This is a genomic window from Ruegeria sp. BHSC223, assembly GCF_059613025.1.
The window spans coordinates 154,809-178,697 of record NZ_JBXWRR010000002.1; the positions used below are offsets into that span (position 1 = coordinate 154,809).

Genomic DNA, 23,889 nt, shown 5'->3' on the forward strand with positions numbered 1-23,889 from the left:
CACCAGCTCTCAGGTTGGATCAGATCTGCCGCGAAAATGATAAAAAAGATTCAGATTGACATTGATCCATCCAAGACGCCTGCGCGTAATGCTTTTATGCAGATGGAACACATCCAGGCCCGGACCCTTCACGCCAGACGCGGCACGCTGAAAAACGTGTTCAGCTATGGCGTCGATTTCGTGCTGACCGATCTAGAAGAAGCGACGCCACGGCTGATGTCTCGCAATCGCTTCAACCTCTGGTCACTGTGGGACCGCCACCACGGCGGGGCTCGCAGAGGCGGACAGGGAATGGCATGGTTCAGGGAGGTGCTGGACAGTCGGGGCTTCCAGTCCGAGGCGGCCCAACTTCTGCTGCTGACGCAACCGAGTTTTCTCTGGTTCCATTTCAATCCTGTCAGCTTCTGGATCGCATTAATCGACGGGACCCCGCGCGCATTTGTTGCCGAGGTCAACAATACCTTTGGCCAGCGGCATTGCTATTTCTGCGCGCATGAGGACTTTCGCACAATCCGGCCTGCTGACACGCTGATCGCCGAGAAGATTATGCATGTCTCTCCGTTTCAAAGGGTTTCCGGAGTCTACCGGTTCAATTTCAACATCAGCGAAACGAAGATCGACATCCGCATTTCCTTTGAAGATGGGGACAAAGGCGTCTTGGCTACCTTGTCGGGTCATCGCCGCATCGCGACGGACAAGTCGTTGATGTGGGCAGCGGCCCGGCGCCCGTTTGGCGCGCTGCGAGTCCTCGCGCTGATCCATTGGCAGGCTGCGAAACTCTATTTAAAGCGCGCACCCTTCCTCAAAAGGCAGCCCGCCCCTACGAAAGCGATAACCGTCAGCCAGAATCTGGGCAGGGCTTCCGAATGACCGAACTTTCCGGCAAGACATATTGGCTCGTCGGAGCCAGCGAAGGCATGGGGCGTGCCCTCGCAAGGCAGTTGAACGCAGCGGGGGCGCATCTGGTGCTGTCTGCGCGCAACAAACAGCGGCTCGACGAGTTGTGTGCCGATCTGGAAAACGCGCGCGTGCTTCCGCTGGACGTCACCAACGCTGACGCGGTGCGCCAAGCCGTCGCCGTTATCGGCGACGTGGATGGCGTGATCTACAATGCCGGCGCATATGAACCGATGCACACGACACAGTGGGACAGCGAGGCTGCGCTGATGATGTGTGAGGTCAATTTCAGCGGGGCGCTCCGCGTGCTGGGCGAAATCGTGCCGCGATTTCTCGAAAACGGCCAGGGCGATATCACCCTGATAGGATCGCTGGCTGGCTACCGGGGACTGCCAAGCGCCATCGGTTATGGGGCCAGCAAGGCGGCACTGATCAGTCTGGCGGAAACCATGCGATTTGACCTCAAGGATACGGGCGTTGTTGTACGACTCGTAAATCCCGGTTTCGTCAAAACCCGGCTGACACAGAAAAACAGCTTTCGGATGCCGATGCTGATGACCGCTGACAAAGCTGCGTCCCGTGTACTAAAGGCGATGAGAAAGCGGCATTTTCGCACCGATTTTCCAGCGCCGTTCTCTTGGGCGATCAAGACATTGGCGATTTTGCCGGATTGGCTGGTTTTCCGGGGCAAGTAAAGGCAAACCCCATGATCAAGCACAGAAATGGGCTGCCGGATCGCCGGCAGCCCTGTTGCGTATTCAGACGACCGGCCACAATTGGCCGAGCGGTCGTCGTCAGTGACAGGCCGGACGCGCGCCGGGCAAAAGCACCTTATCCACGACATGGATCACGCCGTTGTCGGCCTGGATATCCGCGATGATCACGTTGGCCACTTCGCCCGTCCCATCCGCGATGCTCACACCCTCTGCGCCAGCAGTGATGCAAAGGCGTCCGCTTGCCAGGATGGGTTTGAAATAGTTCGAGCCGGCAGGGATCATTTCTGCCGTCAGTTTACGGTCATCAACGTGATACAACAGCACGTTGGTCAGCTGATCCTTGTTTTCGGGCTTGAGCAGAGTTTCGACCGTGCCTTCCGGCAAGGCCGCAAAAGCGTCATTCACCGGGGCATAGACAGTGAACGGGCCCGGGCCGGACAGTGTTTCAGCGAGGCCTGCTGCGGTTACGGCGGCGACCAGGGTCGAGAAGCGCTCGTCTCCGGCGGCGATATCGACGATTGTGTTGGCCTGTGCGGAGGCGGCGGAAACACTGAGCGCGGCGGCAGCAATGGTAGTCTTGATCGTCATCTTCATTCTGGCTCTCCTTGGCGATGGGTGTAATTACCCGGACTGAATTGTTGTTCGTATAGGGGATACGCAGCGCCCCGCCTTTGGATCACCACCTCACAGCTTTGTGATGCAAGGCATTGTAAAAAAAAGAAACCACCGGAAATCCGATGGCTTCAAGAAGGTGACGTCCAGTTTTTGATACCTAGATCTGGAACAAGGGTTGCAAAAGACGAGGCACCAGCGCGCGAAACCGCAATCGTGCGTCGGTGGCAGCCAGACAAATACAGGCTTCGCCATCATCGGCAATTGGCGTGTGTTCCAGATCTTCATCTGCGATCTCGAGATCGCCGACCCCGAACCGGCCGGTCTCGTCGCTAAAACTGCCCTGCAGCACAAGAGTTAGCTCCAACCCGCTATGGCTGTGGTCCGGCACTGCCTGCCCTGGTGGAATATAGAGCAATCGCACCGAACCATTGGTATCAGCTGTAAGGATATCCTGACGCACACCCATACCCAGCTTTTTCCACCTCGGCGCACGGCCTTTCAGCGCCTCTATCACCGGGCCGGGATAAATCCCGTTGCGCTCGTAGACTGGTTCAGGCCTAAAGGGTGCGTCAAGCTGGGCCAGGATGTCATTCTTCAGCGAGGACGACACAGCTACTGTGGCGATTTCTTCCAAAACTGCACCGCCGACCGCCTGATGCGCTTCCAATGCGACGCGGCATTGTTCGCAAAGCGACACATGGCTTGCCACCACAACAGCAAAAGCATGCGGCAGGTTGCCCGCTGCATAGGCCGCCAACATTGCGTCGGGGATATGATGGGTTATGGCACTCATTGCTTGAGGTCCTTCAACTCGTGTCTAAGTCGTTCCAGCCCAAGCCGAATACGTGACTTTATGGTTCCTAATGGAAGGCCGGTCTGAGCGCTGATCTCCTGATGGGTCAGCTCGCCAAGATAGGCCTTTTCAATCATTTCGCGTTGTTCGGGTTTTAGTTTGGTAAGTGCTTGCTTCAAGCGTCCGGCTTCCTGTTCCAGACCCAGTATCTGGCTCGCGTCCGCTTCAGTGCCCGGCTCTTCTTTCAACTCTTCGGGCATCGGGCGACGCTCCTTGCGCGCGATGTCGATCTGTCGGTTTCGGGCAATCTGGTATATCCACGCGGACACCTGCGCCCGATGCGGATCGAACATCGCCGCCTTGCGCCAGATCGTCAGCATGACATCCTGTACGATTTCCTCGGCCTGATGCGCCGATAGGCCGGACCGCATCATGAACCCCTTGAGCCGCGGCGCGAAGAAATCAAACAGCGCGGCGAATGCGGCGCGATCACGGTTGTCTCGGACGGCGATCATCCATTGGGTCTGTTCCGAGATCTCGATATTGCTTTGAGACACAGTTGCTCTTTCGTGACCGCGCGCAAAGCTTGCACGCTGAACGCTTCGAGGGGTTTCAAGGATCTGTGTCAACATAAGCAGTTTACGACCGGCTAGGAAATACGGATCATTTTTTCTAATTACCCTGCCGATTTCTCGAAACAGCCCCGGATCATCATGGCAATTGGCGCCCCCACTGGAGAATCCCGCGAGCCTCGGGCGGCAGGTCCCCGACTTGTGCTGGGCGGTCTATGAGAAGGAACAAAAGACCTGCGATGGGTAAGTTCAGCGTCTCCTGGAACAGGAAGCCCGGACAGGGCGATCTGAGGCAACCCTGAATGCGCAACTCGCGAGTGAGGCCTACAGCCTTAGAATCAGGTAGATTGAGGACTTTTGGAGGCAGCGCAGGATTCGTAGTTGAAGCATCAAACCTGCAAAGGTGGACGACCCTCAGCTACCGTTCAGGCTCTTGACACAGGATGCCGGTCCCAGCCCAAAGCGGACGCGATCAAAAGGATCTTGCATTTGAGAAAGTACATGAAGGTCAAGCGGATTCCAAGCATTCACCGCGTTGGGTAGGAAGGCTTGCTCTGCACAACATGGCGAAAGCAGGCCCCGGATACCTGTCTTGTCCGAGGCATGTCAGAGATGGACCAATTGACCGTAGTCCATCGCGCCTCGAGAGCCGCATGCCAACAATCACATGCAATTATCCGAATTCATTTGGAAAATGACCTAAATCAATTCGCGGGCGCTCCTGAGACAATATGAATGATCAATCGGCACTTCGCCCGAAAGTGCCCCGAAATTCACCATGCGCAAGTTCCGATCAAGTGGCAGTGGCACGGAACGTGTTTCGGTTCGCAAATACGGGATGGACAAGACCTTGATGCTCAAGCACAGCCGACGCGACATTCTGCGAGGAGCTTTCCGGGAAAGCCGCGAACCGGTCATACGTCCGCCCGGTGCGCAGCCGGAGTTTGACCGTCTTTGCGATGATTGCGGCGCTTGCTCTCGCGCATGTCCGCAACACATCGTCCACCACGCAGCGTCCGGCGGGCCGAAACTGGACTTTCACCACGGCGCCTGCACGTTCTGCGGCGACTGCGCGCAGGCCTGTCCAACCGGGGCATTGGCGGTCGAGGATCAGGTTGACTGGCCCTGGCGGGCCACGATCCTGAAAACCTGCCTATCTTTTCGGGGGATTTCCTGTCGCACCTGCGAAGATGCCTGCGAACACCGCGCAATCCGATTCCGCCTGCAAACTGGAGGGCGCGCAGTCCCAGTTCTGGACCAGGAGCAGTGCACCGGCTGCGGCGAATGCGCCTTCACCTGCCCGGCCCAATCTGTCGCTTTCGAGCGCCCCAAGCCCGCCAAAACGGAGATCACAGCATGAACATCTGCGGATGCCTTGTCCATGTCGCGCCAGAGGTGCTGACTGCGACCCGCCCCCGGATCGAGGAAATGAACGGCGTCGAAATCCACGCCGGAACCGAGGACGGCCGCCTTGTCGTCGTCGTCGAAGACACCGGCGACACCTATGCCTCGGACACCATCATGGCGCTACACCAGGTTCCAGGCGTCATCTCGTTGACGCTCAACTACCACCATTTCGAAGACCTCTCACCGCGAGCCGAGCTCGCCACTACCCAGCCGGAGAACTGACATGACCATCTCGGACTCACGCCGGGCTTTCCTGAAAGCCACCGCCGCAGCCAGCACCGCAGCCGCAGTTGGCATTCCGCTTGCGACCGGTCCTGCGGTTGCACAAACCGCCGCCGCCGGCATCCGCTGGGACAAGGCCCCCTGCCGCTTCTGCGGCACGGGCTGCTCGGTTCTGGTAGGGGTAAAGGAAGGGCGCGTCGTCGCCACACAGGGCGACCCGGACGCACCGGTGAACCGCGGCCTGAACTGCATCAAGGGCTATTTCCTGTCCAAGATCATGTACGGATCGGACCGCCTGACCATGCCGCTGCTGCGCAAGACGAACGGCATCTACGACAAGAACGGCGAATTCGAACCAGTCAGCTGGGACGAAGCCTTCGATATCATGGCGCAGAAGTGGAAAGAGGCGCTGTCCAAGAAGGGTCCGACCTCGGTGGGAATGTTCGGATCGGGGCAGTGGACCGTGTGGGAAGGCTATGCCGCGGCCAAGTTTATGAAGGCCGGGTTGCGATCGAACAACATCGATCCGAACGCTCGTCACTGCATGGCCTCAGCCGTGGTGGGCTTCATGCGCGCCTTCGGCATAGACGAACCCATGGGGTGCTATGATGACCTCGAACACGCGGACACTTTCGTGCTGTGGGGCTCCAACATGGCCGAGATGCACCCGATCCTGTGGTCGCGCCTGACCGACACGCGCCTGACCAAGCCGGGCGCCGAGGTGCACGTGCTGTCGACCTTCGAGCACCGGTCGTTCGAACTGGCCGACAACGGCATCGTGTTCGCGCCCCAGTCGGACCTTGCGATCCTGAACTACATCGCGAATTACATCATCCAGAACGACGCGGTGAACTGGGACTTCGTCAACAAGCACGTCAACTTCACGAAGACCGATACCGACATCGGCTATGGCCTGCGTCCTGAACACGAACTGCAACAGGCGGCCGCCAACCCGGATTCGGGCAAGCTGACCCCAATGACCTTCGAGGAATATGCCGCCTCGGTTGCCGAATACACAGTGGAAAAGGCATCCGAGATCTCGGGCGTGCCCGTGCACCAGCTGGAACGCTTGGCGCAGCAATACGCCGACCCGAACCGCAAGGTGATGTCGCTGTGGACGATGGGCTTCAACCAGCACACGCGCGGGTCCTGGGTGAACGGGCTGATGTACAATGTACACCTCCTGACTGGCAAGATTTCCGAACCCGGCAACTCGCCCTTCTCGCTGACCGGGCAGCCGTCTGCCTGCGGTACCGCGCGCGAAGTGGGCACCTTTGCCCACCGCCTGCCCGCCGACATGGTTGTGATGAACGACAAGCACCGCGAGATTTGCGAAACGGCATGGAACATCCCCGCCGGTACCATTCCTGCCAAGCCGGGCTTTCACGCAGTGTTGCAGAACCGGATGCTGAAGGACGGCGTCCTGAACGCCTACTGGGTGCAGTGCAACAACAACATGCAGGCCGCGCCCAACATGAACGAGGAAGGCTTTCCAGGCTATCGCAACCCGGAGAACTTCATCACCGTGTCCGACCCCTACCCGACCGTGACGGCCATGGCCGCCGACCTGATCCTGCCCACAGCTATGTGGGTCGAAAAGGAAGGGGCCTATGGCAACGCGGAGCGCCGCACCCAGTTCTGGCGCCAGCAGGTCGATGCCCCCGGCGAGGCGCGCTCGGACATGTGGCAGGTCATGGAGTTCTCCAAGCGCTTCACCGTCGAAGAAGCCTGGGGCGAGGAGCTTGTGGCGCAAAAGCCCGAACTGGCTGGCAAGACGCTGTTCCAAGTCCTGTTCGAGAATGGCAAAGTCAATGCCTACCCTGTTTCCGAAATCGCCGACGGGTTCGAGAACCAGGAAAGCAGGGATTTCGGATTCTACGTCCAGAAGGGGCTGTTCGAGGAATATGCCGATTTCGGGCGTCATCACGGGCACGACCTTGCCGATTTCGACACCTACCATAAGGCGCGCGGCCTGCGCTGGCCGGTCGTTGATGGCAAGGAAACGCTGTATCGCTTCCGCGAAGGCTATGACCCCTATGTGCCTGCCGGAGAAGAGGTCCGTTTCTACGGGCACAAGGATGGAAAGGCCAAGATCATCTTCGCACCCTTCGAAGAGGCGGCCGAGGCTCCGGACGATGAATACGACCTGTGGCTGTGCACCGGCAGGGTGTTGGAGCACTGGCATTCGGGATCGATGACCCGCCGGGTGCCGGAACTGCACCGCGCTTTCCCGAACGCGATGGTGTTCATGCACCCAGACGATGCGCAGGCGCGCGACCTGCGACGCGGGCAAGAGATCATGATCTCGACCCGCCGGGGTGAAATGCTGAGCCGGGTAGAAACCCGCGGGCGCAACAAGCCGCCCAAGGGTCTGGTCTTCGTGCCGTGGTTCGACGAGGGACAACTGATCAACAAGCTGACGCTGGACGCGACCTGCCCACTGTCGAAGGAAACCGACTTCAAGAAGTGCGCCTGCAAGGTCGAGCGCGCATAACCCCTTTGAAGGAATAAAGAATGCTCAGCCCCGCCCCCATGTCACCTGCCCGCCGGAGGTTCCTCACGGACACCGCCCGCATGGCTGGCGGCTGCGCGGTGGCGGGACTGGGCCTTGCCTATGTTGTGACAGATGCCCGCGCCCTGCCGGCTGAAGCCTTGCGCCCGCCGGGAGCGCTGCCCGAGGGTGATTTTCTGGCCGCTTGCATCCGCTGCGGGCTGTGCGTGCGGGATTGTCCATATAACACCCTCAGCCTTGCCGAGCTTGGTTTTGACGGCCCGGCCACGGGCACCCCGTTTTTCACCGCACGCGATGTGCCGTGCGAGATGTGCGATGACATCCCCTGTATTGCCGCCTGCCCGACAGGCGCGCTGGACCCCGCCCTGACCAATATCGACGACGCGAGAATCGGCACCGCCGTGCTGGTTGACCAAGAGAACTGCTTGAACTTTCTGGGCCTGCGCTGCGACGTTTGCTATCGCGTCTGCCCCGTCATCGACGAAGCAATCTCGCTCGAGCTGTCCCACAACGACCGCTCGGGCCACCACGCGATCTTTGCGCCGACCGTCCACGCAGACAAATGCACCGGCTGCGGCGTCTGCGAGAAAAGCTGCGTCCTGCCCGAGGCCGCGATCAAGGTCCTGCCCGTGCGGCTGGCGCGCGGCGCCGCTGGCGAACACTACCTGAAAGGCTGGGAAGAAAAGGACGCCAAGGGCGCGCCGCTGGTCGAGGGGATCATCGACCTTCCCGACCGCCTTCCGGGGCCGGGCACCGACAACCTTGCCGCGCCCGGCGGGTTTGAACCGGCCTTCAAACTGCCGGGGGCAAGCCAATGAGCACCAAGACGAAACTGCCCACCGGACAAGAGGCCGTCGCCGCAAAGGGCTGGCTGGGCGCCCACAAGTGGCTGATCCTGCGCCGCTTTTCACAGAGTTCCTTCCTTTTCCTCTTCCTGATGGGGCCATGGCTTGGCATTTGGTGGGTTACCGGCACCCTTGCCGGATCGCGAACCTTTGGCGTGCTGCCGCTGACCGATCCGTTCGTGCTGCTGCAGAGCATGGTCGCCGGTCATTGGCCCGAACTGACCGCTATCATCGGTGCCGGAATCGTCCTGGCCGTCTATGCGCTGGTCGGCGGCCGGGTCTATTGTTCCTGGGTCTGCCCGATCAATCCCGTCACTGACGCGGCGCATTGGCTGCATGATAGGCTTGGCTTACCGAAGGGCTGGCAACCCAAGCGGTCGACCCGCCTTTGGATCCTCGGTACGGTCCTTGTTGTCACGGCCCTCACCGGCGCCATTGCCTGGGAAGTCGTGAACCCCATCACCATGCTACATCGCGGACTAGTCTTCGGCATGGGTTTCGCATGGGCGCTCGTCGGTGCGGTTTTCCTGTTCGATGTCGTCGTGGCACGGCATGGCTGGTGCGGCCACCTCTGCCCCGTTGGCGCCTTCTACAGCCTTGTAGGCCGGAAAAGCCTGCTGCGCATCTCTGCATCGGGCCGGGCCGCCTGCGACGACTGCATGGACTGCTTCGCCGTCTGCCCCGAAAACCAGGTTATTTCTCCCGCGCTGCGCGGCAAGTCCGGCGAGACGCCTCTGATCCTATCACCCGACTGCACCAATTGCGGACGCTGCATCGACGTCTGTTCCGTCGATGTCTTCGCCTTCACTCACCGCTTCGACAACCACGTCAAGGACACCGAACTGGTCGCCGACAAGGCCGCCTGAACGACAAACACGGAGAAAGCAGATGAAATTTCCGGCCATAGCGGGCATCTCCGCCCTCGCGACAACCCTGCTGATCAGCGGTCTGGTTGCAGCGCAAAACACGTCCCCGGTGCAGACCCTGCGCGGCGCTGACATCAATGCGACCCTTCCCGCCGACGAGATTCATCGGCAGATGGAGGGGCGTGAGGCCCGCAACTATCGCCAGCAGCCACCGCTGATCCCGCATTCGACCGATCAATACCAGATCGATCTGCGGACGAACCAATGCCTGTCCTGTCACGACTGGACCAACGCGGGTGAACGCGGTGCGCCTACGCTGTCGATGACCCATTACCTGGACCGCAATGGCACCCAGTTGGACACGGTCGCCGGCACGCGCTGGTTCTGCAATCAGTGCCACGTGCCACAGGCCAATGCGCCTGCTCTGGTCGGCAACACTTTCAAGCCGTCAAACAGCTCCAACTGATACCGCACAGGAAACGACATCATGGCTGATCTAAAGGATGAACTACCTCCACGCCGCCGTGGCCTGTTGCGCCGCGCTTGGGACGCATTCTGGAGTCCGACCGGAGTGCTCAGCACAGGTTTTCTGCTGATCGCAGGGTTCATTGGTGGAATCCTGTTCTGGGGCGGATTCCACTGGTCGCTCGAACTGACCAACACCGAAGAGTTTTGCACCTCATGCCACACGATGGAAACGAACCTTGGCGAATACCGCGAGACAATTCACTACAACAACCACTCGGGTGTCCGCGCGATCTGCTCGGATTGCCACGTTCCACACGAATGGCAGTACAAGATGAAGGCCAAGATCATGGCCGTGAAGGACGTCTACCACGAGTTGCTGGGAACCATATCGACCCCCGAGAAATACGAGGAACGCCGCCTGGAAATGGCCGCGGCCGTCTGGAAGAAGATGAAGGCCACCGACTCGCGCGAATGCCGCAACTGCCACGCGTTCGAATACATGGATTTCACCATCCAGGAGGCACGGGCGGCCGACAGTCATCAAAAGGCCATTGATGAAGGCATGACTTGCATAGACTGCCACCAAGGTATCGCACACGACCTTCCGCCCGGCTATCTCCAGGAATACCGCCACGTGGTCGAAACACTTGCCCAGACTGAACGCGGCGGTCGTGAACGTCAAATTGACGTGGCCCAGATCAAGACCTACCTCGGCATCGAGGCCGACTGATTAAATCCGGGCCCGAACCGAGCGCCGGACGGGCCCCGCCTTTCGTAGGAGACACAAAGATGATCAGCACTCTGGACCTGCTCGGCACCATCGGCGCCAGTGTTCTGGGCTTGCCGGGTATTCTGGGCGTGGCCTTGGGAATGATGACGCGCAACTGGATCGTGGCTGCCGTGATGGGCGGGATCGTTGGAGTGATTGCCCCGCTGCTGCTTGGCGGGTCGCATTCGACACACGTTGCGATCTCGGGCGCCGAATATGCCATCGCAATCGTCGTAGGCATTCTCGCAGGTCTCGTCGGAACCGCAGTCCGTCATAAGGGCACGTCGATCTGAAATTGTCCCGAGACCTTTCTGTTAGGCAGCCACCTTTGGATTCCCTACTCAGGTTCTTCCTTCTCTCTAAGTCATCCTCTCCATTACTTATACCTATTTATGGGGAGGGATAACCCTGGATAAGAGGCCCTCTAGGTGGGGCAAAAACAGGGGCATTCTCAGGTCCCTAGGGATGCCTGATTACTTGCTGTGAATATCTGGAGAGAGATGGCTGGGGTGGTAGGATTCGAACCTACGGTACGCGGTACCAAAAACCGTTGCCTTACCACTTGGCTACACCCCAACGGTGAGCGGCTGTCTACGCAACCTCGACAGGCTACGCAAGAGGCTAGCAGCAAAAATCTGAGCACCGCTCACGTTTTTTCTGTCTGGCCATCGGGGCCCGGATCAGCCCTCGGTCCGTACCAAGATTGCACCGCTGCGTGCACCGCGCTCAACCGCCTCATGCGCGGCAGCGGCGGCATCGAAAGCAAAGATTTTCTGAACTGGACAGGACAGCGCGCCAGCCGTAAGCGCGGCGTGCAGATGGTCGATCGCGGCCTGCCGATTTACAGGATCAAGCAGGTAGACCAGGGCCATTTCCAGTGTCACCGATTTGAACATCAGCGGATAGAATGGCAGCGTCGGTGCCATCACCCGGGCCGAGCCATAGGCATTGATGCGTCCGTTCGGGGCGATCACGGCAGCGTCCACTTCTGCATTGGCTCCGAATTCTACCTCGACGATACGTTCGACGGCGGCCCCGTCGTTGGCCGCCAGCACCGCCGCGGCAAGATCGGGCGCGGCATAGTCTAGAACCGCATCTGCACCAGCCGCGCGCAGGCGCTCGGCGGCCCCGGCGCTGGCGGTGGCGATGACCCGAGCACCGCCCCATTTGGCCAGTTGCACCGCCAGATAGCCCACCGTGCCGGCCCCGCCCTGCACCAGCAAGGTCTTGCCCGAGACAGGACCGCCCGAGAACACCACATGCGCCGCCGTCAGGCCGGGAATGCCCAGCACCGCACCGGTTTCAAGGCTTACCCCCTCCGGCAGCGGCACCGCCTGTTCCGAGGGCAGCGCGATCTGTTCGGCGCAGGTACCCATGGCGCGGCCCCACTGCCCGTTCCACAACCAGACCCGTTCGCCCACCCGGCCGGCATCGACCCCGTCGCCCACCGAACGGATTACACCGGACCCGTCACTGTGGGGTACGATGGCCGGATAGGGCAGTTCGGTGACGCCGGCGCGCGCACCCGCGCGCGCCTTTACATCCGAGGGGTTCACCCCCGAGAACGCGACATCGACCAGCACCTCGCCCGGACCGGGCCGGGGCGCGGGCAGTTCCTCCAATTGCAGGACATCGCGCGCGGCGCCAAAGGCACGGTAAAGGACGGCTTTCATCACGGGTCTCCGGTTTCAGATCTGCGACAGCTTAGACGGTTTCCAGACCAAGCTGAATCGCAAATCCGAAAGCTGGCCCACCGTTTCAGTCCGTCGCCACCACGAAACCACCCTGGAACGGGCTGCTGACGGTCGCATTGCGCTGGGCCATTCGTTCCAGATTAACGATGGTCGACAGCATGATGCGGTCATGGCTCCAGTCCGACGAGCGCTGCATGACCAGCATCGTCGTCAGAACCGAGGCCATCAGCAGCCCCGAAATGAGCAGCCAGACCCCAGGCCCGGCGGTATCCTGACGGGTGGCGGTCAGCGCCACGATACGGCTTTGCAAGGTAGAGGGACGGCGCGTCTCGCGCCGGTCCACCAGGGCCACCGTGGGGGTGGTGCGAGCAAAAAGCACCGGGTTCTGCGCGGCCAACTGGCAGGCCCGGATAAGGCACTCGCAATAGGCGCGCATGTCGAAATGCGGGCGCACCATCAGCGCCTGGTCACAGGCATATTCCCGCAGCATCCGCACCTGGCGACGCCACAGGAAAAAGGCCGGATTCCAGAACAGCAGCGGGCGCAGCAGTTCAAGCAGGAACTCGCATTCGATGTCACTCTGGCGAAAATGCTGCAACTCGTGTGCGACGGTCATCCGCAGGTCCTGAGGCGCCTCGAGCAGCGCCGAGGGCAGCACCACATAGCGATTGCGCACCCCGCGGGTCGAATAGGCAACGCGGGCGGTGTCGCTGATCAGGAGCTCCACCCGTCCGATGCGTTTCCACAGATGGGCACCGCGCAGGCTGTGGGTCAGTCGCAGCACCGACAGGCCCATATGCAGGGCACAGAACAGCGCACCAGCCAGAAAGGCAACCGCCACGACCTGTGTCCAGACCTCGTGCTGTGCCAGCAGCGCACGAACCATATCCTCGCGCAGACCCAGCAGGGCCTCGAACTGGCTGGCGCTGAGACCGACATTGCCGTGCAGGTACTGCCGTACAAGCAAATCCGGGATATTGGGGGGATGGGCGACAATCCAGGTTGTGATCATCAGCGCCAGCAACGGCGAGGCCACCAGCAGAACGGTCAGCCCGTTCAGGAGCCGCAATTGCGGCAGATAGGCACTGCCCAGCCGGGTTTTCATCACCGCCCATCGGAGCAGCGACCAGATCACGACACCCGCGACCAGCAGAAGATTCAGATCGAGATAGGCATTGAGAAGAACTTCACCGTCCATTGTCCCCCAACCTTTCGTTCAGCAAGGCCCGCATGCTTTCGAGCATGTCGTCCGTCACCTCTTCGTCGTCGACAAGCCGGGCAACCAATGCCGCCGGTGCGCCGTCGAAAAGCTTGCTCGAAAGGTCCTTGAGTGTCGTTCGTTGGTAGTCTTCCTTGGGAACGGCCGGGCGGTAGACAAGCGAGCGGTCATGCCGCTCGGAGGTCAGAAAGCCCTTCTGCTCCATGATCTTCAATACCGTCGCGACCGAGGTATAGGCGCGGGTCTGCGCCTTGTTCAGTTCGGCCAGAATATCACGCACGGTACCGCTGCCGATTTCCCAGACCACGGTCATGAATTCCAGTTCGACCTCGGTCAGCAGGGAGCGTTCCTGTTTGCGCGCCATCGGCTCGGTTTTCCGCATCGTCCTTGTTCCGATCCATGCTAGGGGCTGAAGAGGCGGTTGAAAACTATTTTCTTAGCTGGCGGGTCCTCACACCTTCCAGAAACAGAAGGTGCCCCAGGCCAGTGCCAGCCCGAGTGGCACCCAGAGCGGCGGGCCCATAAGGCCCAGCCAGGCGAGGAAAATATAGCTGCTGCCCAACAGGCTGATGAACAGCCGATCGCCCCGGGTCGTGGTCAGACCCAGCACCCCCTTGCGGGCATCGCCGCCCGGATGCCGGATTTCAAGCACCACCAGCACCCCGATGGCGCTGAAGATGCCGATGAACAAAAGCGCGGTGGGCCATGTCCAGGCCATCCATGAAAACATCACACCCTCCCCATCGCAAAACCCTTGGCGATGTAGTTGCGGACGAACCAGATCACGATCGCGCCCGGAATGATCGTCAATGTCCCAGCTGCCGCCAGCAGACCCAGTTCATACCCCGCGCTGGACGCGGTCTTGGTCATGGTGGCGGCGATGGGTTTCGCGTCCACTGCGGTCAATGTCTTGGCCAACAGCATCTCGACCCACGAGAACATGAAGCAGAAGAACGCTGCGACGCCGACGCCCGCCTTGATCGACGGGACAAAGATGGTGGCAAAGAAGCGAGGAAAGGAATAGCCGTCTACAAAAGCGGTTTCGTCCAGCTCCTTGGGGATACCGCGCATGAAACCTTCGAGGATCCAGACCGCCAGCGGGATGTTGAACAGGCAATGCGCCAGCGCCACCGCCAGATGGGTATCGAACAGGCCCACCGCCGAATAGAGCTGGAAGAAGGGCAATGCAAACACCGCCGCCGGCGCCATGCGGTTGGTCAGCAGCCAGAAGAACAACTGTTTGTCGCCCAGGAACCGGTACCGGCTGAACGCATAGGCCGCCGGCAGTGACACCGCGACCGAGATCACCGTGTTCATCGTCACATAGAGGATCGAGTTGATATAGCCCCAATACCAGGTCGGATCGGTGAAGATGACCCGGTAATTCTCCAGCGTGAAGGTTTGCGGGAACAGCGAGAACCCGGCCAGGATCTCGTTCGTCGTCTTGAAACTCATCGCCACCAGCCAATAGATCGGCAGCATCAGGAACAGGATATAGACTATGGGGACGAGGGTTCGTTTCTGCATGTCTGTCGTCCTCAGTTCAGGTCGTCCTTGGTCATCAGCGTATAGAACAGCCAGCTGACCAGCAGGGTGATGGCGAAATAGATCAGGCTCATCGCGGCCGCCGGACCCAGGTCGAACTGCCCCAGCGCGATCTTGACCAGGTCGATCGACAGAAGCGTGGTCGAGTTGCCGGGACCGCCCCCGGTCATCACGAAAGGCTCGGTATAGATGTTGAAGCTATCCATGAACCTGAGAAGGATCGCGATGGTCAGAACCGTCTTCATCTTGGGCAGCTGGATGAACCGGAACACCGCCCAGTTCGACGCCCCGTCGATCTTGGCCGCCTGATAATAGGCGTCAGGGATCGACACGAGGCCCGCATAGCTGAGCAGCACCACCAGCGAGGTCCAGTGCCAGACATCCATGGTGACGATGGTGATCCAGGCCGCCAGCGGATCCTGCGTCATGTCATAGTTTATGCCAATGACATGGTTCAGGAAATAGCCCAACAGGCCGATATCGGGCAGGGTGAAGATGTTCCACATCGCGCCCACCACGTTCCACGGTATCAGCATCGGCAGGGCCATAAGCACCAGACAGACCGGCACCCAGAACCCCTTGCGCGGCATCGACAGCGCAATGGCGATGCCCAGCGGCACCTCGATGATCAGGATCAGGAAGGTGAACAGGAACTGCCGCCCCAGCGCCGCGTGAAACCGGTCCGAGCGCAGGATCTGCTCGAACCAACCCAGCCCCTGCCAGAAGAACAGGTTGTCGCCGAACGTCTCTTGCACCGAATAATTGACCACCGTCATCATCGGGATCAGCGCGTTGAACGCCACCAACAACAACACCGGCAGGACAAAGAACCAGGCCTTTTGATTTTCGGTCTTCATGCGGCGCCCTCCGCGGCCTCGGTCGCCAGCCAGCCATCGGCATACAGCCGGGTCTGGTCGCGGCGGAAATCCAGTTGCACCATCGCGCCTCGTTCAGGGCCGGCTCCACTGACGATGGCATTGACGCGGCTGCCCGCGACCTCGCATTCGACCACGGTGTGCCGTCCCACATCCGAGACCTTGGAGACCGTCGCAGGCAGGCCGGACTGTCCCAGCGAGACAAATTCGGGGCGGATGCCGATCTCGGTCCGGGCGCCGGGCGCCGCGGTGATCGGCCCTTCGAGCGGGATCGCCTGACCGGCGAACCGTGCTACCCCGTCCGACACGTCGGCGGGCAGGATGTTCATGCCGGGCGAGCCGATGAAATGGCCCACGAACGTATGCGCGGGCCGGTCGAACAGCTCGACCGGGGTGCCAATCTGCACCACCTCGCCATCCTGCATCACCACCACCTGATCGGCGAATGTCAGCGCCTCGGTCTGGTCATGGGTGACATAGATCATGGTGGCCCGCACCCGCTGGTGCAGTTCCTTGAGTTTGGAGCGCAGCTTCCACTTCAGATGCGGGTCGATCACGGTCAGCGGCTCGTCGAACATCACCACGTTGACGTCCTGGCGCACCAGCCCGCGCCCCATCGAGATCTTCTGCTTGTTGTCCGGGCTCAGATGCGCGGCCTTGCGATCGAGCAGGTCGGACAGTTCCAGCATCTCGGCAATCGCGGTCACGCGCTCGCGTACCGTGGCCTCGTCCCGGCCCCGGTTGCGCAGGGGAAAGGCGAGGTTGTCGTAAACGGTCATCGTGTCGTAGATCACCGGGAACTGGAACACCTGCGCGATGTTGCGCTTGTCGGGCGGCAGTTCGGTCACGTCCTGGCCGTCGAACAGGATCCGCCCTTCGGACGGGACCAGCAGGCCCGAGATGATGTTCAGCAGCGTGGACTTGCCACAACCCGAGGGGCCAAGCAGCGCATAGGCGCCGCCGTCGGTCCAGTCGAGGTCGATCTCCTTCAATGCATAGTCATCGGGCGTCTTCGGGTTCGGATAATAGCTGTGCCGCAGCTTGGAGAGAGTAATTTTCGCCATCTGCGCCTCACGCCACGCGGGAGCCATCGGGCGCAAACACATAGGCCGCCGACGGATCCATATAGAAATCATGCATTTCGCCCACCCGGTACGGGTGAACGCCCGGAGCAAGCGACACCCAGCTACCGCTGCCCGTGTCGAAATGCGCCGAGCTTTCCGAGCCGGACAGCTCGGTCACTTGCACCCGCCCCGACAGGGTGACGGTGGCTTCGGGCGAGGCAACCGGCGACACGTGATGGGGCCGGATCGCAATCATGTATGACCCGTCCGCCAGACCGGCAGCAGCGCCGGTCAGAGTCCAGGTGACATCGGTGCCCATGCGGGCGGTATCGCCCTGCTTGACGATCTCGGCCGTGTTGATCGGAGGGTCCGAAAACACCCGTGCCGCCAGCACATTGGCCGGATCGCGATAGATCTCGGCGGTGCGGCCGAACTGGGTCACCCGACCATCCTCCATCAGCGCGGTATGTCCGCCCAACAAGAGCGCCTCTTCGGGTTCCGATGTGGCATAGACCACCACCGCGCCCCGGCCCGCGAAAAGCTCGGGCAGCTGATCGCGCAACTCCTCGCGCAGTTTATAGTCGAGATTGGCCAGCGGTTCGTCGAGGAACACCGCGCGGCTTTCCTTGGCAATGGCGCGGGCCAGCGCGGTGCGCTGCTGCTGGCCGCCCGACAACTCGTGCGGACGCCGGTGCAGCATCGGGCGCAGCTTCAGGATATCGGCAGCATGTTCCACCCGGCCCTGAATTTCGGATTTCGGCAGGCCCGCCACCTTGAGCGGCGAGGCGATGTTGTCGAACACCGTCATATGCGGGTAATTGATGAAAAACTGGTGCACCAGGCTGATATTGCGTTTCTGGGTGCTCTGCCCGGTCACGTCCTGACCGTCCATCAGGATCTGTCCGCTGGCCACCGGATCGAGCCCGGCCATCATCTTGATCAGCGAGGTCTTGCCCGCGCCGGTCGCGCCGAGCAGGACATTGAAGTGACCCGTCTCAAGGACCAGCGAGGTCTCCTTGATATGCAGGTCGGCGCCGACGCGCTTGGTTACGTTTCTGAGTTCGAGTGCCATCGTCCCAAAGCTTTCGGCCGGTTCTTTTGGTCAGAGAGGCCCCGGAGACCGGAAGGTTCCCCGGGGCTGAGGGTGGGCGGGCCACACACGCCCCGCCCATCAGGAAGCCAGATCAGTTCTTGGCCCAGCGGGCGACCAGCTCGTCATAGTTGACGGTCTCGCCCTGCGGCTTTTCGTTGTCCAGCTTGGGCTTGGCGCCGCCATTGGCGAACCACCACTCCGCGTCCTTCTCTTCGTTCAGGCGAGGGCCGCAGCCGCCATAGACATTCGCCGCCTCGTCCGCTGCCTGCATCCGGGCCATCACGGTGTCCATTTCGAACGCCAGACGGTCCATCGCCTCTTGCGGGGTAAAGGCACCCGAGTTCACGTCGCCGATCTGCTGCCACCAGATCTGGGCCAGCTTGGGATAATCCGGAACGTTGATGCCGGTAGGCGACCAGCGCACCCGGTCGGGCGAGCGGTAGAATTCCACCAGGCCACCCAGTTTCGGCGCGCGTTCCGAGAAGCTTTCGTGATTGACCGAGCTGTCGCGGATGAAGGTCAGGCCAACATGGCTTTTCTTCACGTCGACGGTCTTGGAGACCACGAACTGAGCATAGAGCCAGGCCGCCTGCGCACGATCCAGCGGGGTGGAGTTGAGGATGGTCCACGATCCCACGTCCTGATAGCCGACCTTCTGGCCGTCTTCCCAATAGGGGCCGTGCGGGCTGGGCGCCATCCGCCACAGCGGGTTGCCGTCGCCATCCACGGTGTTGTTGCCTTCGGACTGCGGCTTGACCATGTCGGCGGTAAAGGCGGTGTACCAGAAGATCTGCTGGGCCACGTTGCCCTGCGCCAGCGCCGGCAGCGACTGGTAGAAGTCATAGGACGCCGCACCCGGAGGCGCATATTTGCGCAGCCATTCATCCCATTTGCGGATCGCATAGACCGCCGCCGGGCCGTTTGCCGCGCCGCCACGGGTCACGCTGGCGCCCGCCGGGTTGCACGAGCCCGCTTCCATGCGGATGCCCCATTCGTCGATCGGGATACCGTTGGGTTCCCCCTTGGACCCGGCACCGGCCATCGACAGCCAGGCGTCGGTCATCCGCCAGCCGAGGTCGGGCGCGCGTTTGCCGTAATCCATGTGGCCATAGATCGCGGTGCCGTCGATTTCCTTGACGTCCTCGCTGAAGAACTCGGCGATATCCTCGTAGGCCGACCAGTTGACCGGCACGCCCAGCTCATAGCCGTATTTGGCCTTGAACGCCGCCTTCAGATCCTCGCGGTCGAACCAGTCCTTGCGGAACCAGTAGAGGTTGGCGAATTGCTGGTCGGGCAGCTGGTACAGGTCACCATCGGGACCGGTGGTGAACTGGGTGCCCATGAAATCGTCCAGGTCGAGACCGGGGTTGGTCACGTCCTTGAAGTCACCCGCCATCATGTCGGTCAGGTTATAGGCCAGTTGCAGGCGCGAATGGGTGCCGATCAGGTCGGAATCGTTGACATAGGCGTCATACAGGTTCCGCTTGGTCTGCATCTGGGTCTGCACGGCCTGAACGACCTCGCCCTCGCCCAGGATCTGGTGATTCACCTTGATGCCGGTGATTTCCTCGAAGGCCTTGGTCAGCACTTCGGATTCGTAGCTGTGCGTGGGAATGCCCTCGGACAGCACGTTGATTTCCATACCCGCATAAGGTTCGGCCGCCTTGATGAACCATTGCATCTCGGCCATTTGCTCGTCCTTGGACAGGACCGAGGGCTGGAACTCTTCGTCAATCCATTTCTTGGCAGCGGCCTCGTCGGCATAGGCTGCCTGTCCCGCGACCACGGCGCATACCGCGGCTGCGGACAAAAGATACCTGCGCATCTTTTCCTCCCTGTTGTCTGCAATGCCAGAAATGCTCTGCGGCACCTGACTGTCATTTAGCTTTCACATGGGCGCGCAAGTTGTCAAACTAAATTTTTAGTTTCATATATCGCTTTGTATTTTATAATTTATTTACGAAAACAAAATGAAATCACGTGTCAGACTCCCCAAGTGTCGCGCAGGCGGTATCCCTCGGGCCATGGGTCGTCGGGGTCCAGCATGTGCTGGTGAATGCCAGTGATCCAGCCCCGCCCCGAAATCTCGGGAAGGATTGCCGGGTGGTCGCCGACGCTTGTCAGCCCGGCAATGCGACCCGAGAATTCGGACCCGATGATCGAGATCGCGACAAACTGTTCCCCCTCGGCCATCTCGCCCCGCGCATGCTGGATCGCCATACGCGCCGACACGGCGGTGCCGGTCGGCGAACGGTCGATCTTTCCGGGCTGGATCGCCACGGCAGAGGCGGCGCGCAAGACCCCGTCCCGCCGTTCGATCTCGCCTGCAAAGAGGCAAAAGGAGATATGCCGCCACTCAGGGTTTTCCGGGTGGTGAAAGCCCAGCTGCGCATTGGCCGCATTGGTGATTGCAATCCCCATCTCGGCCAGATCACGCGCCCGGTCTCGGGCGATCTCGACCCCCACATCCTGCGGTCGCACCACAACGAAACTGTCACCGCCAAAGGCGGTATCGACCGTCACCCGCCCCACCCCCGGCACATCCAGCGCAACGTCGAGCTGCGCCGCAAAGGAGGGCAGGTTGCGCACGAATATGCGCTCGGCCTTGCCGTTTCGGCATTCGGCCCGCACATGCACCAGCCCGCCCGGCGCTTCGAGCACCAGTTCGGTCACCGGCTCGACCATTTCGACCAACCCGCTGTCGAGCAGCACGGTCGCCACGCAAATCGAATTCGATCCCGACATCGGCGGCGTGTCCTCGGGTTCCATAATGATGAATGCGGCATCGGCACGCGGGTCCTTGGGCGGCACCAGCAGGTTGACATGCCGGAACACGCCACCGCGCGGCTCGTTCAGCATGAAGTTCCGGAGGCGCCCGTCGCGCGCGATCCAACTGCGCTGCTCCCACAGGGTCTCGCCCGGCGGCGGCGCGACACCGCCCACGATGACATCGCCCACCTCGCCCTCGGCATGGGCGGAAATCACATGGATGGTCTTGCTGCTGCGCATTATGCCCTGCCCTGTCAGTTGATCCAGCCGGGACGCCCCGGCGCATGCCCGCTCACGGCCGCCTCGGCGCAATGCGCAAGGCTGCCGAACCGCATGGCGCGGCCCGACAGGCCCGGCCCGTAATGGGCGTATTTGCCCGAATTGGTCATGATGGTGCGCGTGGCCGGTGGCAGTACCGGTTCGGTCACCGAACACCAGCAGAGGTCCGGGATCACCTGCACGCCCGAGGCTTGCAGGCGCGCCAGTACCCCGTCGCCCGCCAGCTTGTCGCGCTCGCCCCGGCCGATCGTGACAATGGCGGCGGTTCCTGCGGCGATCCGGCGCCCGTCCAGCAGATCCGCTAGAATCATGCATTCATTGGCCGAGGCATGGGGGCTGCCGATAGCGACCAGTTCCACCCGCTCGGGTCCGGGGTTGAACTGCGCCCAGGCGCGGGCGAAGTCGCCCGGTTCGATTGCCATACGCGCCGCGCCTTCGGCCAGGGCGCCATCAGCCTCGGGTGTCACCCCCGCCACATGCAGCATCGCCGCCGCCGAAGTGGTGCCGAAAGCAGCGCAGAGCGCCTTGAGGTCATCCTCGGACGGCGCGCTGTCCTCCAGCCCGGTCAAGAGCGGGATACGGTCCGGCGCCAGCCGCCCGGCCAGATAGCCCAGGAGCGGCCAGAACGCATCATCTGCCCCCTCGGGCCGCTCTACCCGGATCTCCACCTGCGCCTTGCGGTTGGCGTCCAGATAGACCCCGGCCAGCGGCGCGCGCCCGGTGAGCGCCATGCACAGGTCGAGGTAATCGGGATGTTTGACGCTGCGCGCGGCCAGCACGCTGTTGGCATAGACAACCGCATTCGACTCGGCCCAGGCGATGGCCTCGCCCGCCTGTGGTGTGTCCTCCAGCAGATAGGGCGCACAGGTGAAACTGGGCCGCGCACCCATGCGCAGATAGGCATCGGCCAGCCGGCTGGCCGGCCCGCCGAACGCGGGCGGCACCCCCTGCGCGCGCCAGTTGGCATGATCGACCGAGATCGCGTTCATCGTGGTGGGAATACAGACCCGCCCGCCCATCGCGGCCATATCCTCGGCAAAGCGTAGATTGGCCTCGCTGTGATAGATGCAGCCGTCGATATGGGCGCGGCTGACATCGGTCAGCCGGTCCGCCCCCTGCGCCGCCGCCATGGCGCAGATGATCCGCATCGCCAGCCGCACCGGCGGCGTGGCCGCCTCGGACAGCATGGCACGGTCCGCCGCACTCAGGTCCAGCGCCTCGCCCGAAAGCGGTTCCAGCGTGAGCGTCAGCGCCCCTGCCGTCAAGCGCTCGGGCGTCACCTCGGCCAAAGGCTCCTTCGCCAGCGCCTCGTATTCCGCCGCCGACAGGCGCAGCACCGCGACGGGCCGGTCATACATCCAGGCCGCGACCAGAGCGCCAAGGGTCAGGATATCCTCTCCCTCGCGGAACACGAGCGCCGCCGGGGCTTGGCCATTCAGCGCCAGCGCCAGCAGCACGCCACTGCCCGAGCAGGAGCCCCGGCTGGTCGGCATCATCACCACCGCCCCGGCCAGCGCCGCACCGTGCTGCGGGTGGTGCGCGTCGATCACCCGGCCCGTCTCGGGATCGACCCCGCCCCAGAAACTCAACCCCTCGTCACAGACCAGAACCGACCCCGACGCCCGGGCCGCCACGATGCAGTGTGCCATCCCGCCTCCCTGTTCAGGCCACCACGAAACCATGGGCATAGGGGTCGCGCGCGTCAATGAAGATGGTGTTGAAGCCGGTCACCCGCGCCCAGCCGCCAATCGAGGGGATGATCCCCGGCCTGCCGCCCACCTCTGCCGCCGCTTCGACCCGGCCATGAAACAGCGAGCCGATGATGGACTCGTGCACGAAATCGTCGCCGGGACGCAAGGCACCCCGCGCCGCCAGCTGCGCCATCCGGGCCGAGGTTCCGGTGCCACAGGGCGACCGGTCAATCGCCTTGTCACCATAGAACACCGCGTTGCGCGCATCGGCGTCGGGCTGGGTCGGTTGCCCTGTCCACAGGATATGCGACAGCCCCCGGATCTCGGGTTTCTCGGGGTGGGTGAACGTGTACTTCTCGTTCAGCGCCGCGCGCAGGCGCGGGCTCCACCCCACGAGGTCCAGCGCCCGGTGATCGGCAATATCGCGGAACACCGCCTGCGGCTCGACAATGGCATAGAAATTGCCGCCATAGGCCACATCGACCGTGACCTCGCCCAGCCCCTCGACATGGGCGCTCAGACCCGAGGCATGCAGATAGGCGGGCACATTGGTCAGCCGCACCTCTTCGACAAACCGCCCCTCTTGCCGGTACTCCGCCACCACCAACCCGGCGGGCGTGTCGAGCCGCAGCACACCCGGCACACGGGGCGTGACCAGCCCGTGTTCGATGGCGGTTGTCACCGTGCCGATGGTGCCATGCCCGCACATCGGCAGACAGCCCGAGGTCTCGATATAGAGAACCCCCACATCGCAATCCTCGCGCGTCGGCGGATAGAGGATGCTGCCCGACATCTGGTCATGGCCGCGCGGCTCGAACATCAATCCGGTGCGGATCCAGTCGAACTCGGCCTGGAAATGCGCCCGGCGCTCCAGCATGGTGGCGCCCTCCAGGCGCGGCGCGCCGCCGGTGACCACGCGCACCGGGTTACCGCAGGTATGGCCGTCGATACAGGAAAAGGTGAACTGGGTCATGACGC

At 61.9% G+C, this 23,889-nt stretch carries 25 protein-coding genes and 1 tRNA gene; 10 read left to right on the top strand and 16 right to left on the bottom strand.

The window, feature by feature from the left end; genetic code table 11:
• The first annotated feature begins 36 nt into the window (after window positions 1-36).
• Window positions 37-870 (top strand): DUF1365 domain-containing protein, encoded by an 834-nt coding sequence (locus AC2FNY_RS04715; protein WP_439653299.1) that lies wholly within the window; start codon window positions 37-39, stop codon window positions 868-870.
• Window positions 867-1,592 carry an SDR family NAD(P)-dependent oxidoreductase gene (locus AC2FNY_RS04720; protein ID WP_234137471.1) on the top strand — a complete coding sequence of 242 codons (726 nt, stop codon included), beginning with the start codon at window positions 867-869 and terminating at the stop codon, window positions 1,590-1,592. The genes AC2FNY_RS04715 and AC2FNY_RS04720 overlap by 4 nt, the downstream gene beginning before the upstream one ends.
• Window positions 1,593-1,691: 99 nt before the next feature.
• Here AC2FNY_RS04720 and AC2FNY_RS04725 read toward each other — a convergent pair whose 3' ends face one another.
• From AC2FNY_RS04725 to AC2FNY_RS04735, 3 genes are all read right to left on the bottom strand, one after another.
• Complete coding sequence (locus AC2FNY_RS04725; protein ID WP_234137470.1) at window positions 1,692-2,207, bottom strand: fasciclin domain-containing protein; 516 nt, start codon at window positions 2,205-2,207, stop codon at window positions 1,692-1,694.
• A gap of 178 nt (window positions 2,208-2,385) precedes the next feature.
• Window positions 2,386-3,021 (bottom strand): ChrR family anti-sigma-E factor, encoded by a 636-nt coding sequence (locus AC2FNY_RS04730; protein WP_496801776.1) that lies wholly within the window; start codon window positions 3,019-3,021, stop codon window positions 2,386-2,388.
• Window positions 3,018-3,653 carry a sigma-70 family RNA polymerase sigma factor gene (locus AC2FNY_RS04735; RefSeq protein WP_275671260.1) on the bottom strand — a complete coding sequence of 212 codons (636 nt, stop codon included), beginning with the start codon at window positions 3,651-3,653 and terminating at the stop codon, window positions 3,018-3,020. Before AC2FNY_RS04735 ends, AC2FNY_RS04730 begins: the two co-directional genes overlap by 4 nt.
• A 778-nt stretch (window positions 3,654-4,431) precedes the next feature.
• On the opposite strand from AC2FNY_RS04735, the gene napF reads away from it, so the two are divergent.
• Genes napF through AC2FNY_RS04775 form a run of 8 tightly spaced genes read left to right on the top strand, consistent with a single transcriptional unit; the run spans window position 4,432 to window position 10,975 of the window.
• Window positions 4,432-4,953, top strand: a complete 522-nt coding sequence (napF, locus tag AC2FNY_RS04740; protein WP_496801777.1) for a ferredoxin-type protein NapF — start codon at window positions 4,432-4,434, stop codon at window positions 4,951-4,953.
• Complete coding sequence (locus AC2FNY_RS04745) at window positions 4,950-5,222, top strand: chaperone NapD (protein WP_496801778.1); 273 nt, start codon at window positions 4,950-4,952, stop codon at window positions 5,220-5,222. The genes napF and AC2FNY_RS04745 overlap by 4 nt, the downstream gene beginning before the upstream one ends.
• A 1-nt stretch (window position 5,223) precedes the next feature.
• Window positions 5,224-7,716, top strand: a complete 2,493-nt coding sequence (gene napA / locus AC2FNY_RS04750; RefSeq protein WP_234137466.1) for a nitrate reductase catalytic subunit NapA — start codon at window positions 5,224-5,226, stop codon at window positions 7,714-7,716.
• A 38-nt stretch (window positions 7,717-7,754) separates the two neighbouring features.
• Entirely contained in the window at window positions 7,755-8,552 is a 798-nt protein-coding gene (gene napG, locus AC2FNY_RS04755) for a ferredoxin-type protein NapG (RefSeq protein ID WP_496802100.1), read from the top strand.
• The gene (gene napH, locus AC2FNY_RS04760) at window positions 8,549-9,445 is read left to right on the top strand and encodes a quinol dehydrogenase ferredoxin subunit NapH (protein WP_234162726.1); all 897 of its coding nucleotides are present in this window, start codon (window positions 8,549-8,551) and stop codon (window positions 9,443-9,445) included. Before napG ends, napH begins: the two co-directional genes overlap by 4 nt.
• 22 nt (window positions 9,446-9,467) lie before the next feature.
• On the top strand, window positions 9,468-9,911 hold the full coding sequence (locus AC2FNY_RS04765; protein ID WP_496801779.1) for a nitrate reductase cytochrome c-type subunit: 444 nt from the start codon (window positions 9,468-9,470) through the stop codon (window positions 9,909-9,911).
• 21 nt (window positions 9,912-9,932) lie between these two features.
• Window positions 9,933-10,643, top strand: a complete 711-nt coding sequence (locus AC2FNY_RS04770; protein WP_496801780.1) for a NapC/NirT family cytochrome c — start codon at window positions 9,933-9,935, stop codon at window positions 10,641-10,643.
• Between the two features lie 59 nt (window positions 10,644-10,702).
• Window positions 10,703-10,975, top strand: a complete 273-nt coding sequence (locus AC2FNY_RS04775) for a hypothetical protein (RefSeq protein WP_496801781.1) — start codon at window positions 10,703-10,705, stop codon at window positions 10,973-10,975.
• A 208-nt stretch (window positions 10,976-11,183) separates the two neighbouring features.
• On the opposite strand, the gene AC2FNY_RS04780 is transcribed toward AC2FNY_RS04775, so the two are convergent.
• The 13 genes from AC2FNY_RS04780 to AC2FNY_RS04840 all read right to left on the bottom strand — a co-directional run bounded on the left by AC2FNY_RS04780 (window position 11,184) and on the right by AC2FNY_RS04840 (window position 23,884).
• A tRNA-Gln gene (locus AC2FNY_RS04780) sits at window positions 11,184-11,258 on the bottom strand.
• A gap of 104 nt (window positions 11,259-11,362) precedes the next feature.
• Complete coding sequence (locus AC2FNY_RS04785) at window positions 11,363-12,355, bottom strand: NADPH:quinone reductase (protein WP_234176486.1); 993 nt, start codon at window positions 12,353-12,355, stop codon at window positions 11,363-11,365.
• A gap of 85 nt (window positions 12,356-12,440) precedes the next feature.
• Entirely contained in the window at window positions 12,441-13,574 is a 1,134-nt protein-coding gene (locus AC2FNY_RS04790) for a M56 family metallopeptidase (RefSeq protein ID WP_234165753.1), read from the bottom strand.
• A complete protein-coding gene (locus tag AC2FNY_RS04795) occupies window positions 13,564-13,959 on the bottom strand; it encodes a BlaI/MecI/CopY family transcriptional regulator (RefSeq protein ID WP_234143020.1) in 396 nt (131 codons plus the stop codon). The genes AC2FNY_RS04790 and AC2FNY_RS04795 overlap by 11 nt, the downstream gene beginning before the upstream one ends.
• Before the next feature lie 87 nt (window positions 13,960-14,046).
• Complete coding sequence (locus AC2FNY_RS04800; RefSeq protein ID WP_234142841.1) at window positions 14,047-14,325, bottom strand: DUF2160 domain-containing protein; 279 nt, start codon at window positions 14,323-14,325, stop codon at window positions 14,047-14,049.
• Complete coding sequence (locus tag AC2FNY_RS04805) at window positions 14,325-15,122, bottom strand: carbohydrate ABC transporter permease (protein ID WP_234137454.1); 798 nt, start codon at window positions 15,120-15,122, stop codon at window positions 14,325-14,327. Before AC2FNY_RS04805 ends, AC2FNY_RS04800 begins: the two co-directional genes overlap by 1 nt.
• Window positions 15,123-15,133: 11 nt before the next feature.
• A complete protein-coding gene (locus AC2FNY_RS04810; protein ID WP_234137453.1) occupies window positions 15,134-15,997 on the bottom strand; it encodes a carbohydrate ABC transporter permease in 864 nt (287 codons plus the stop codon).
• Window positions 15,994-17,079: an ABC transporter ATP-binding protein gene (locus AC2FNY_RS04815; protein WP_496801782.1), complete on the bottom strand. Its 1,086-nt coding sequence runs from the start codon at window positions 17,077-17,079 to the stop codon at window positions 15,994-15,996. The genes AC2FNY_RS04810 and AC2FNY_RS04815 overlap by 4 nt, the downstream gene beginning before the upstream one ends.
• A 7-nt stretch (window positions 17,080-17,086) precedes the next feature.
• Entirely contained in the window at window positions 17,087-18,151 is a 1,065-nt protein-coding gene (locus AC2FNY_RS04820) for an ABC transporter ATP-binding protein (RefSeq protein ID WP_496801783.1), read from the bottom strand.
• A gap of 112 nt (window positions 18,152-18,263) precedes the next feature.
• Window positions 18,264-19,997 carry an ABC transporter substrate-binding protein gene (locus AC2FNY_RS04825; RefSeq protein WP_234137450.1) on the bottom strand — a complete coding sequence of 578 codons (1,734 nt, stop codon included), beginning with the start codon at window positions 19,995-19,997 and terminating at the stop codon, window positions 18,264-18,266.
• Between the two features lie 158 nt (window positions 19,998-20,155).
• A complete protein-coding gene (locus AC2FNY_RS04830; RefSeq protein ID WP_496801784.1) occupies window positions 20,156-21,181 on the bottom strand; it encodes a trans-3-hydroxy-L-proline dehydratase in 1,026 nt (341 codons plus the stop codon).
• A gap of 14 nt (window positions 21,182-21,195) precedes the next feature.
• Window positions 21,196-22,869, bottom strand: a complete 1,674-nt coding sequence (gene lhpI / locus AC2FNY_RS04835) for a cis-3-hydroxy-L-proline dehydratase (protein ID WP_496801785.1) — start codon at window positions 22,867-22,869, stop codon at window positions 21,196-21,198.
• Window positions 22,870-22,882: 13 nt separating this feature from the next.
• Complete coding sequence (locus tag AC2FNY_RS04840; protein ID WP_496801786.1) at window positions 22,883-23,884, bottom strand: 4-hydroxyproline epimerase; 1,002 nt, start codon at window positions 23,882-23,884, stop codon at window positions 22,883-22,885.
• Window positions 23,885-23,889 lie beyond the last annotated feature (5 nt).